Annotated in this window: 11 protein-coding genes and 2 tRNA genes; 1 reads left to right on the forward strand and 12 read right to left on the reverse strand. The window is 35.8% G+C overall.

Annotation, left to right across the window (positions count from 1 at the left end; translation table 11 throughout):
- Nucleotides 1-16: 16 nt before the first annotated feature.
- From ACJJVN_RS11810 to ACJJVN_RS11840, 7 genes are all read right to left on the reverse strand, one after another.
- Nucleotides 17-340, reverse strand: a complete 324-nt coding sequence (locus tag ACJJVN_RS11810; RefSeq protein ID WP_348114264.1) for a hypothetical protein — start codon at nt 338-340, stop codon at nt 17-19.
- Between the two features lie 10 nt (nt 341-350).
- Nucleotides 351-1304 (reverse strand): cbb3-type cytochrome c oxidase N-terminal domain-containing protein, encoded by a 954-nt coding sequence (locus ACJJVN_RS11815; RefSeq protein ID WP_405370266.1) that lies wholly within the window; start codon nt 1302-1304, stop codon nt 351-353.
- A complete protein-coding gene (locus ACJJVN_RS11820; protein ID WP_104514071.1) occupies nt 1304-1498 on the reverse strand; it encodes a CcoQ/FixQ family Cbb3-type cytochrome c oxidase assembly chaperone in 195 nt (64 codons plus the stop codon). Before ACJJVN_RS11820 ends, ACJJVN_RS11815 begins: the two co-directional genes overlap by 1 nt.
- A gap of 3 nt (nt 1499-1501) precedes the next feature.
- Nucleotides 1502-3703, reverse strand: coding sequence for a cytochrome-c oxidase, cbb3-type subunit I (gene ccoN / locus ACJJVN_RS11825; RefSeq protein WP_405378275.1), 2202 nt, complete (start codon nt 3701-3703; stop codon nt 1502-1504).
- 2 nt (nt 3704-3705) lie between these two features.
- A complete protein-coding gene (gene ccoS, locus ACJJVN_RS11830) occupies nt 3706-3915 on the reverse strand; it encodes a cbb3-type cytochrome oxidase assembly protein CcoS (RefSeq protein WP_104514073.1) in 210 nt (69 codons plus the stop codon).
- 89 nt (nt 3916-4004) lie between these two features.
- A complete protein-coding gene (locus ACJJVN_RS11835; RefSeq protein WP_104514074.1) occupies nt 4005-4244 on the reverse strand; it encodes a hypothetical protein in 240 nt (79 codons plus the stop codon).
- Nucleotide 4245: 1 nt separating this feature from the next.
- Nucleotides 4246-6648 (reverse strand): heavy metal translocating P-type ATPase, encoded by a 2403-nt coding sequence (locus ACJJVN_RS11840; protein ID WP_405378277.1) that lies wholly within the window; start codon nt 6646-6648, stop codon nt 4246-4248.
- Between the two features lie 165 nt (nt 6649-6813).
- Between ACJJVN_RS11840 and ACJJVN_RS11845 the strand changes: the two genes are divergently transcribed.
- Nucleotides 6814-7515, forward strand: a complete 702-nt coding sequence (locus tag ACJJVN_RS11845) for a Crp/Fnr family transcriptional regulator (protein ID WP_405378279.1) — start codon at nt 6814-6816, stop codon at nt 7513-7515.
- Between the two features lie 38 nt (nt 7516-7553).
- On the opposite strand, the gene ACJJVN_RS11850 is transcribed toward ACJJVN_RS11845, so the two are convergent.
- From ACJJVN_RS11850 to mutS, 5 genes are all read right to left on the reverse strand, one after another.
- Nucleotides 7554-8387, reverse strand: a complete 834-nt coding sequence (locus tag ACJJVN_RS11850) for a universal stress protein (protein WP_104514077.1) — start codon at nt 8385-8387, stop codon at nt 7554-7556.
- A gap of 188 nt (nt 8388-8575) precedes the next feature.
- A complete protein-coding gene (locus tag ACJJVN_RS11855) occupies nt 8576-9031 on the reverse strand; it encodes a hypothetical protein (protein ID WP_405370257.1) in 456 nt (151 codons plus the stop codon).
- Nucleotides 9032-9425: 394 nt separating this feature from the next.
- A tRNA-Leu gene (locus ACJJVN_RS11860) sits at nt 9426-9511 on the reverse strand.
- A 56-nt stretch (nt 9512-9567) separates the two neighbouring features.
- Nucleotides 9568-9639: transfer RNA gene (locus ACJJVN_RS11865), tRNA-Gly, on the reverse strand.
- An 81-nt stretch (nt 9640-9720) separates the two neighbouring features.
- Entirely contained in the window at nt 9721-12339 is a 2619-nt protein-coding gene (gene mutS, locus ACJJVN_RS11870) for a DNA mismatch repair protein MutS (protein WP_405378281.1), read from the reverse strand.
- Nucleotides 12340-12416 lie beyond the last annotated feature (77 nt).

Raw genomic sequence — 12416 nt, forward strand, 5'->3', positions numbered from 1 at the left:
GATGATTTATTTATTTTTAAAAAACAGTCAACTCTTTTGAGTCGCCTAGTAGCAGTAAAAAAACAGCGTCAAAAACGCCTACTACAGAATGTTTTATATCCTTAGGGATATCAAAAGAGTCAAAACGTTCTAAACGATAACTGTGTGTTGCCGTATTAAAATCTATCTCTCCTTGTACTACCATTAATTTTGCTTTTACTTGTGCAATATGTTCTGGTAATTCTACTCCACGACGCAATCCTATCGCTAGCAGTTTCTTTCCTGCTTTCTCATAAATCTGTTTTATGAGAGGTTCTTTACTCGATGCTAGCGCTTCAGACATTTCATTAAGAATAAGCATCTTACTGTTTTTAATTATTAATATCTACTACTATAATAGAGTCCTGAACGATCTCTTCTACCTCTGGTTGGGTTTCTACAGGCGCATTAGGGTCTATCCATAAATCACCTTCTGGCTCTTTAGGGTCTGCAGGAGTTGTACCTTGAAAATTGATGACATAACTTGCTACTTGAGCCATTTGTGCTGGTTTTAAATCTTTTTTCCAAGAAACCATTCCTTTTCCAGATCTACCACCTTCAGATATGGTATTAAATACATTTTTAATACCGCCACCTAGAATCCAGTGTTTATCGGTAAGATTAGGACCGATACCACCACCACCATCTATCTTGTGACAGGCGATACAGTTCTCTCCAAAAATGGCTTCACCTGCTTTAAGGTCTGCAGCATCGGTAAGCAATACAACCGTATTTACATCTACTAGATCTTTTGCGGTTTTTTTCCATTCTTCTATTTCTATTTTTGCAGCAGCGACAGCTGTTTCATATTCTTCTTCTTGATTATAGTCATTAAAGACTTCAAATCTTACCAGATAAATAACTGCAAATATGATAGATGCATAGAATCCATAAACCCACCATGGCGGTAAATTGTTATCTAATTCTTGAATACCATCATAGTTATGGTCTAGAATAATCTCGTGCTCATCTTCTATATCTCTACTTCCTAATGATGCTTTGTATTTATCCTTAATCCATTTAAATTGATTTGCCTTTGCGACAGCGGCATTCTCATCGTACTTTTCTTGAGCTTCTGGTTTAAGACTATGGTATAAAATACTTTGTAAAGTCGTCACACAAGCTTCTCCTGCTATATAAAACAGTATAATAACACCTAGAATAGCCCATAATAATGGTTGCTCTATAAATATAGATTCTTCTCCTGTGGTCCCTATCCAATCAAGGAATAAGTACCCCAAAATAGCTACTCCTAATACACGTAAATATGATGCTGTATTTCTCATTATTTTAATTGATTAGGGTTAATAGTATCATCATTAAGCGGGATATTACTTACCTCTACAATATGTGATTTCTTTGCGGTAAATACCCACCAGAATAATCCCATGAAAAAGAAGAAAAATATAAGTAATGATATCAATGGATAGATCTCTACTCCATCAATGTTTTCTAGGTTTCCTTTTATAAATTTCAACATAACTTATTGATTTATGTTTAGTGCAGTACCATCTGCAGTTGTAACTTTAATATCTGTTCCTAAGCGTTGTAGGTATGCGATAATTGCGATCAATTCACGGTTGCGCATTTCTATAAACTCTTCTCCATTATCTAGAGCATACTTCTTATCTGCCTCATAGGTTTTTGCAAAATCAGGATCGCTATAAAGATTTTTTTCTATCTCTATACCTTGTTCTAGCATCCATTCTTGTGCGCGGTCTATTTCTTCTTGAGTATATGGCACACCTAAGGACACCATAGCTTCCATCTTAATTTCTGTAGAACTTTTATCCAGCTCATTTTGAATAAGCCATTTATAAGATGGCATTATAGAACCCTCTGACGTACTCTGCGGATCGTAAAAGTGATTTAAGTGCCAGTTATCACTGTACTTACCACCTACACGTAATAAATCTGGACCGGTACGTTTACTACCCCATAAAAATGGATGGTCGTAAACAAATTCTCCTGCCTTAGCATATTCTCCATATCGCTCTACTTCACTTCTAAATGGACGCACCATTTGAGAGTGACACCCTACACAACCTTCTCTTATGTATATATCACGACCTTCTAGTTCTAGAGGTGTATATGGTTTTACACTTGAGATTACTGGTATATAATCGTCTACCATTAAGGATGGAATAATTTGCACCATACCACCTATAAGAATAGCTACTGTAGCAAACAAGGTTAATTTAACTGGTCTTCTTTCTAACCAAGTATGGTATCCTTCTTTATTAGTACGGTTCTTAGTTACTTTTTCAAGAGCTGCTGCTTCGGCAAGCTCATCAGTTACTTGAGAACCAGCTCTAGCTGTCATAATAAGGTTGCAAACACCTGTTAAAGCACCTATAATAAACATAGTTCCTCCTATAGCACGCATCCAGTACATAGGGATAATTTCTATAAGTGTTTCTAAGAAAGAATAGGTTAATCTACCATCTGGATTAAATTCTTTCCACATTAACGCTTGTTGAAAACCAGCCACATACATAGGTAATGCGTATAATATGATTCCTAATGTTCCTATCCAGAAATGCGCATTGGCTAGTTTTGTAGACCATAACTTTGTCTTAAATAATCTAGGTACCATCCAGTAAACCATACCAAAGGTTAAGAAACCATTCCACGCTAGTGCTCCTACATGCACGTGAGCGATAACCCAGTCACTAAAGTGAGCAATAGCATTTACATTTTTAAGAGATAACATAGGTCCCTCAAAGGTGGCCATACCATATCCTGTAATGGCTACTACCATAAATTTTAAAACAGGATCTGTACGTACTTTATCCCATGCACCACGTAGGGTTAACAATCCGTTAATCATACCACCCCAAGATGGAGCAAGCAACATAATTGAAAAAGCAACACCTAGGTTTTGTGCCCAGTCTGGTAATGCAGAGTATAGTAAATGGTGCGGTCCTGCCCATATATAGATAAAGATCAATGACCAGAAGTGAACTATAGATAATCTATAAGAATACACCGGTCTATTTGCTGCTTTAGGTACAAAGTAATACATCAAACCTAAGAAAGGTGTGGTTAGAAAAAAGGCAACCGCGTTATGTCCGTACCACCATTGCACCAGCGCATCTTGCACACCAGCATACATAGAATAACTCTTAAGAGCTCCTACAGGTACTTCCATACTATTAACTATATGTAAAACTGCTACGGTAACAAATGTCCCTAGATAGAACCATATCGCAACATATAAATGTCGCTGTCTTCTTTTAAGAATAGTACCTATAAGGTTAGCACCAAAAGCAACCCAAATAATAGCGATAGCTATATCAAATGGCCATTCTAACTCAGCATATTCTTTTGAAGTTGTATAACCTAGAGGTAGTGTTATCGCAGCACCTACTATGATAGCCTGCCAACCCCAAAAGTTTAACTTACTCAACCAGTCTTTCCACATTCTTGCCTTAAGAAGACGCTGACTGGAATAATAAACTCCAGCAAAAATGGCATTTCCTACAAATGCAAATATGACCGCATTAGTGTGTAAAGGACGTAAACGACCAAAACTTAACCACGAGATACCATCTGTCAGGTTAGGAAATAAAAACATAAAGGCTAGTAGCAGCCCTACACTCATTCCTACAACGCCCCAGAACATTGTAGCAATGATAAAATTGCGTACGATTTTGTTATCGTAATAAAACTTTTGTAATTCCATAGTTACTTGAGTTGATCTTTCAATAAAATAGGTTGATTTGATTTTGCGCTGTCCGTGCCCTTTTCCTTAATAAGCTCATCGTCAAAAAGCATGCGCACAGACGGTGTGTATGTGTCGTCATACTGCCCCTTTTTAACCGATAGAATAAAGGCTACAAAGAAGATAACTGCGACACAAACGCTTATTGCGAGAAGCATATAAATGATATTCATAGTTGTTTAATAAAGTGGTAAAATTACCGTGGTAACCTTTTACAAACGATGACATATGTCAGCTTTTGAATTTAATTGTGTGTGAAAAATCACACCATTATGTATAATCCTAACAGGGCTGTAGACTGTTGTAATGTATTGATAGAGATACCTTTCACATCTTCCTTTGTAAAAGACTGTTGCTCTAGTGACTTTAATTGTGCTTGTGCATTATGGTATTCTCTTTTAAAATACTGTTGCATCACTGCACACGCAGTACAATTACTCTGCATGTATAAATTCTTGAGAGTGTTTAATTCTAAATCGAGTTGAAGAGCTTCCTTTTTCATCTTAAATTGTTGTTTTGTGGTTAAGTTTTCTCCCTAAGAAATAGGTGTAAATAGTAGTAAATACAACTATACTTATAGAACTAAGCGGCATTAAAATAGCAGCAACTACAGGAGCTAGATGTCCAGAAATGGCAAACCCTAGGCCTACTAGATTGTAAATAAGCGAGAATATAAAGGCATACTGTATGACCTTTTTCCCTTTACGAGATAGATCTATAAATGTGGTAATATCTTTAAAACGTGTAGCATCGATTATACCGTCACAAGCAGGTGAAAAAACATTTACATTTTCTGAAATGACCAGTCCTACATTACTTTGAGCAAGTGCACCAGCATCATTTAGCCCATCGCCTATCATAAGGACTTTCTTACCATGACTCTGTAATTCTTTGATGTAATTAAGTTTATCGCCTGGTTTCTGATTAAACACTAATGCGGTATTCTTAGGCAGTATATTTTCTAAATGCTCTTTCTCTCCTTCATTATCTCCAGATAAAACTGCTAGATCACAATCCACAGAAAGTGTGTCAAACACATGCTTCATGCCGTCACGGTATTCGTTATAGAACACATAACAACCTTTATACACTTTATTTGCACTTATGTGCACCGTGGTTTGATTTAAATCCGCTTTCGCGAAAGCGGAACTACCATCTGACACAAATGCATAAGAACCCACTTTTACACGATTATTATTGAGCACACCAGTAATTCCTTTACCTACCTCTTCACTAAAATCGTCTAGTGAGCAGATGTTGTTTTCTTGTAACATACCATAAAGTGAACGGCTCAATGGATGGTTAGACGCTCTCAATGTAGAGGTAAGCAAAGACTGCTCATCTACTGTTAATGCGATACCCTCATAAGTAATAACACTTTTATGACTGGTAGTAAGCGTACCTGTTTTATCAAAAACTACAGTATCTATAGAAGCCAGCTGTTCTATAATGCTGCTGTTTTTTAAATAGAATTTATGCTTACCAAAAATCCTAAGTAAATTACCTAGAGTAAAAGGTGCTGCAAGAGCTATGGCACATGGACAGGCTACTATAAGAACCGCGGTAAATACATTAAGCGCAAGAGAAGGCTGGTACCACAACCAGAACATAGTTGCCAGTACCGCTATACTCAAAATACTGATGGTAAAACGTTTACTTATCTGGTCTGTAATACTTTGAAAAAGACTCTCGGCGCTTTTATTAAAAATCTCGTTAGACCATAATTGCGTTAAATAACTTTGCTCTACAGATTTTAAAACATCCAGTTCTATAACGCCAGCCTGTTGTCTACCACCTGCATATAGTTTATCTCCAGAGTTTTTACTAACAGGCTCTGCCTCGCCAGTTACAAAGCTATAATCTATAAGTGCGTTACCTTTAATAAGAATACCATCTACTGGTATGAGTTCTCCGTTTCTTATCACGATCCTGTCGCCAGCTACTAGATCATAAACCTGTGCTTGTTCTTCCTTGTTAGAATCTGCTTTGTTTAATCGTGTTACCGCTATCGGGAAATATGATTTATAATCTCTTTCAAAAGATAAAAATGAATAGGTTTTTTGCTGAAAAAACTTACCTAATAATAAGAAAAAAACCAGACCAGCCATACTGTCTAAAAAGCCAGTACCCCAATCCATTACTATCTCTACCGTAGAACGTAGAAACAACACAAGAATACCTATCGCAATAGGTACATCTATATTAAGCATTCTAGAACGCACACTTTTATAAGCAGACACTAGGTAATCACTACCAGAATAGAATACCACTGGTAACGCAAACACAAACATTAACCACCTAAATATATATTTATAACGCTCTAACCAAAACTCTGACACCTCAAAGTACTCTGGAAAAGATAAAAACATAATATTACCAAAAGCAAAACCTGCAATACCTAACTTATAAATAAGACTGCGATCTGTAGTAGAGGTTTTCTTTGTTGCGTCATCTAGAGATATATAAGGCTCATATCCTATTTTACACAACAGTAAAACCAGTTGATGTAAATTTAATTGAGCAGAATTATAGGTAATACGCACACTTTTCTTAGGAAAATTAACCTGAGAGGTAGTTACATCTGGATGCAATTTATTTAGGTTTTCTAAAACCCATATACAAGAACTACAGTGTATAGAAGGAATAACAAAAGTGACTACCTGTACATCTTGCTCGTCAAATTCTAGTAGCTTTTTTGCAATTACATCGTTCTCTAAGAAATCAAACTTACCTTCAAACCTAGATGGTGTTGTCCCAGGAGATTGCTCTAACTCGTAATAATACGAGAGATCATTATCATTAAGAATATCAAAAACGGTTTTACACCCATGACAGCAAAAATGCTTGTTCTGGTGCTCGATAACCGTAGTTGTACAGTCATCACCGCAATGGAAACATGATTCCATAGTTTATTAAATTTGCTCATTATACCTAGTGCAAATTTGCTCATACTTCTCGCTTTAAAACGATGACTTTTGTCACCTGCCATTTTTAACTTAATTATAAGATTAAAAACCTATTTACTTTGTCCTACCGTTTAACCTATGTACCTTTAAGACTTTATCAAACTTATGAATAGCCACGTAGAAGGTCGTTGTGAAAACTGTATAGTAAGACAGTTAAACTCATTAAAAGCTCTTAATAAAGAAGAGCTTAAACGTATTTCTGATAGTAAAACCTCAAAATCTATTAAAAAGGGGGCTACTATCTTTGAAGAAGGAGAACGTCTAGACGGTGTTTATTGTGTGCGCAATGGTGTTTCTAAATTATCTAAGTTAAGTGATAATGGAAAAGATACCATAGTGAAAATAGCAACTAAAGGTGAGGTACTAGGTCAACGCTCTGTCATAACTGAAGAAAAGACCAACCTAAGCGCTGTGGCTTTAAACGATATGGAAGTGTGTTACATTCCTAAAAAACACCTTACAGACAGTTTAGATTCTAATCCTAATTTTACTAAGGCTATATTAATCCACATGGCAAATGATCTCAAATTTGCAGATAATGTGATTGTAAACATGGCACAAAAGACAGTAAAACAACGTGTTGCAGAGACCTTGATGTATCTAGATAAAAACTTTGGCGCAGATGCTGACGGTTACATAATCATGACTCTTACTAGAGAAGATATCGCAAATGTAGTAGGTACTGCAAAGGAGGCTTGTATAAGAACTCTCACCATATTTAAGAAAGAAGGTTGGATAAGCACCGACGGTAAACGTATAAAATTAGAAGATAAAAAAGCCCTCTACAGGTTAGTAGAAGGCTTGTAGTTTTTTGTGTGTTTCGCTTTCGCGAAAGCGTAATCTACTTACATCTTTACCGTAAGAACAGGCACCACAGAGTGATTTGCAATATCTTCACTTATACTTCCTTGAAAGAAATGAGAAAGTCCAGTCCTACCATGTGTAGGGATAGCAATCACGTCTGCAGCAGATAATGATGCATAATTCATAACACCTTTTTCTACCGTGTGGTCTGCATATCGGTTTACTGTTTTAATAGCCGCAACAGGATCAGGGTGTTTTACCTCACTAAAGAAATTAAGTAAAGTCTCGTCCATTTGAGATGTGCTCTTAAAGTTTTTACCTGGTAAATTGATATATAAGAAGTCAATACGCGCGTTAAGCATAGTAGCTGCTTCTATAATTCTATGGTATGCACCTACGGTTTCTAGATGAAAATCGCTAGCGTACAAAATACGCTCTGGAGCAAAATTGATATCATTATCCTTAACCACTAGAACCGGCACTTCTGAAGATCGTACTACCTTCTCTGCATTACTACCTTTTAAGATCTCTGTCATGCCCTTTGCACCGTTACTTCCCATAACGATAAGCGATGCGTCTATCTCTTTGGCAAAGTCATTCATACTACCAAAATCAAGATGCTGTTTTAAAACCGTATCATATTCTACATTTTCTAGAAATGGACGGTCTAAAAATTCTTCAAATTTTTTACCTATCAGTCTGCTATAGAAAACAACCTCCTCTGCAGTGTTAGGCTCTTTATTTAAACCATTTTCTACGCCTGCCATGTGGGTAAGAACAATTTTTGCTTTGATACGTTTTGCAATAGTTACTCCTACTTCAAGAGCTTTATTTGATGTACTAGAGAAATCTACAGGAATAAGGATGGTTTTCATAAGAATACTTTTTAAAAATTTGATATGTCAAAAGTAATCCAGTAGACCATTTGCAAACGGTGACTTTTATCAGTGTTTAAAAAAAGGTGCAGATTTTTAATTTCACTTTACTCAATTACAACCCTTCGCCCTTGTTGAACGGATAACGAGCGAGGACACTTTTGCTGGCAGGGGAATAACTTTAATTATTAATTAATAGACACTTCAATACATTTAAAGCACTGCTCATAATATTGTGGTACCCAATTTTTTATTTCTAATGATAAACCTTTGTTTCTATCGCATTGTGAAATGAAAAGAAAAGACCTCATCACCTCCCCTTTTTGATCATGCTTATAGGACAACTCACAAATCTTAGTACTATCCAATAGAAGAACCTTCCCTCTGTTTATTTTAGAGGATATTATTTTCTTGGAAAATTCGTTTTTCAATATAAGGATCGTATCATTAGGAATAGGTTTAGAAATGTCTTTACCTACCCCTTCATTATAGATTTTAAATTTATATCCATTAGTTAGTGTTTCATCATCGGTATTTGATAAAAAAGTATTGATTTTGTAATTTAAATTAGACTCTTCAATTTCATTACAAGCCGAAAAACAAAGATTCAGAAAAAACAGAACTATTAAAATTTTAATTTTCATCTATGTTTGACATTTAATACATCTGTACTGACATCGCATTTGCAAAATTAACCCAACAATAGGAAATATTCTCAACTAGCTCTAGTACTCATCTCTAACGAGTAGCAACAAAGTGATAAACCTATTAATGATTTTATCTTTAAACTACTAATAGATGCTAGCTACCAGCTAAAGCAACTAATAAATTTAAATATAGTATTAAAATGCGATAACTACCCACCGGTATCAATCAGTGAAATGAATATTACAAAAATACTCGCCTTACTAAATCAACATAAAAGTGAGGCTTACTATAAACAGATAAAAGAAGTATTTAAGTAAATCGAAAAGATAAGAAACATGTCATTAAAAGACAAAAAAAGCCTCGTAATCTTTTGATTACGAGGCTTACAAGTACTCGAGACGGGACTTGAACCCGTACGGGCATTACTACCCATTGGATTTTAAGTCCAACGTGTCTACCAATTCCACCACTCGAGCGATTGTGTCAGCGACACATCATTGGTATTTAAAATCTATTTAAGAACAAATTTTAGAGCGAAAGACGAGATTTGAACTCGCGACCTCCACCTTGGCAAGGTGATGCTCTACCCCTGAGCTACTTTCGCAAAATTGAAAAACTCAGTTGCTTTTCAAAGCGGTTGCAAATTTAACAACTTTCTTTATTCTACAAAGAAAAAAACGAAAAATTATTGATTTACTTTCTCTTTTTTTACAAGCATGCGTTTTATCTCATTCAATTTCATGAGTGCTTCTACTGGTGTTAAGGTGTTTATGTCCACTTGAAGGATTTCTTGTTTGATATTTTCTAGTAGAGGATCGTCTAGATTAAAGAAGCTTAATTGCATTTCTTCTTCATGTAAATCCTTCATTGCCTCTTTAGAGTCTTCTTGTTTGCGCGTTTTTTCTAGTCTTTTAAGGATCTTGTTAGCCTTAGAAATCACTTGTTGGGGCATTCCTGCCATTTTTGCAACATGGATACCAAAACTGTGATGACTACCTCCAGCGACTAGTTTGCGCATGAATAGCACTTTATCCTTAAGCTCTTTTACTTCTACATTAAAGTTTTTAATACGCTCAAATTGCGAGGTCATCTCGTTAAGCTCGTGATAATGTGTTGCAAAAAGCGTTTTAGGACTAGAAGGATGCTCGTGTAAATACTCTGTAATAGCCCATGCTATAGATATACCGTCATATGTACTTGTCCCACGACCTATCTCATCGAGCAACACAAGACTCTTCTCACTTATGTTATTCAGGATACTTGCACTCTCATTCATCTCTGTCATGAAAGTAGACTCTCCTTGAGATATATTATCACTCGCGCCTACTCTTGTAAATATCTTGTCAACGATTCCCATCTTCACCTCTTCGGCAGGAACAAAGCTACCTATTTGAGCTAACAGCACAATTAATGCCGTCTGTCTTAGAATGGCACTTTTACCACTCATGTTAGGTCCTGTAATCATTATTATTTGCTGGCTATCTCTATCTAGCTGTACATCATTAGGAATGTATGGCTGGTCTGCAGGGAGCATTTTTTCTATAACAGGATGACGACCATTTTTTATAATCAAGTCATCGTTATCCAGTAATTCTGGACGCACATAATTTGATTTAACCGCATGAGATGCAAAGGAAATAAGACAGTCTAGTTGCCCTATTAATTGAGAGTTAGTTTGAATAGTTTTTATAGAAGGAAGTATCTCTCTTACTACTTTATCAAAAAGCTCTTGCTGTAATGCATTAATGCGTTCTTCTGCACCTAATATTTTACCCTCATATTCTTTAAGTTCTTCTGTAATGTAGCGCTCTGCATTTACCAGTGTCTGTTTTCTAGTCCATTCTTCTGGTACTTTATCTTTATGTGTATTTCTTACTTCTATATAATAACCAAAAACATTATTGCTAGAAATTTTTAGGCTAGTAATTCCAGTTTCTTCAGCATGTCTGGCTAGCATATTATCAAGGTAATCCTTTCCTGAAGTTGCAAGACCACGCAACTCATCTAACTCTGCATGATAACCTTGAGCAATCGTATTACCTTTTAAAATATTTACAGGAGCCTGCTCATCAATAGCTTGCTTAAATAAATCTATTAAATGTACACAAGGGTTTAAACTCTCTCCTATGATATTAAGAGCTTTATTATTTGAGCTAAGCGCCTTTTCTTTTACTGGTATTATAGCTTCTAAACTGTTTTTGAGTTGCACTACCTCTCTAGGACAAATCTTACCTACAGCTACTTTAGAAATCAATCGTTCTAAATCGCTCATGCGTTTTAGATATGATTTAATCTCTTCTTGTTGCTCTTGTGATTTAGTAAAAAACTCTACGACCTCATGACGTTTCTTAATTTGAGAAGCATCTTTTAATGGAAATGCCATCCATCTTTTGAGCATGCGACCACCCATTGCAGTTGTAGTCTGGTCTATGACATCTATTAAAGTAACTGCACCCTGACTGAGTGGTGTATAAAGTTCTAGATTACGTACTGTAAAGCGATCCATCCACACAAAATTATCGTCTTCTATACGAGAGATATTTGATACATGGTCTAGTTTATCATGTTGTGTCTCTTCTAGATAATGCAGTATAGACCCAGCAGATATTAATGCTTGATCTAATTTCTCTACCCCAAAACCTTTCAAAGAATTTACCTTAAAATGTTTAAGCAAAGATTCTTTTGCAAAATCTATTTGAAAAACCCAATCGTCTAAGTGGAAGAATGGTAAATCATATGGAAACTCTATTGCTAGTTCTTTTTTATCATTACGAGTGACTAAAAGCTCGCTAGGGTTAAAATTTTGCAATAACTTATCCACTTCTTCTTTAGAGCCTTGAGACACAAGAAATTCTCCTGTAGAAATATCTAGAAAGGCTACTCCATATAAGTTCTTATTTACCGAAAGAGCCGCGAGAAAGTTATTTGTTTTTGAGCTAAGAACCTCATCATTAAGTGATACTCCAGGTGTTATTAACTCTGTAACCCCACGTTTTACAATACTTTTAGTCTGTTTAGGGTCTTCTAGTTGATCACAAATAGCAACACGTTCACCTGCTTTTACCAGTTTAGGCAAATAAGTATTTAACGAGTGATGTGGAAAACCAGCTAACTCTATCTGGTCGCCACCATTATTACGGCTAGTGAGTACGATGTTAACAATGCGTGCTGTTTTGATAGCATCTTCACCGAAGGTTTCATAAAAATCTCCAACTCTAAATAACAATAAGGCATCAGGATATTTAGTCTTGATCTTATTATACTGCTGCATTAAAGGTGTTACCTTCTTTGATTTAGTGGCCAAATTTGATACTTTTTTATGATTGTCAAAAGTACGATTTAGCCACTGTCATCAATCCCAAACCAAAGAACTTTTTTCAA

Source organism: Nonlabens sp. Asnod3-A02 (assembly GCF_045063755.1).
Taxonomy (GTDB): Bacteria; Bacteroidota; Bacteroidia; order Flavobacteriales; family Flavobacteriaceae; genus Nonlabens; species Nonlabens xylanidelens.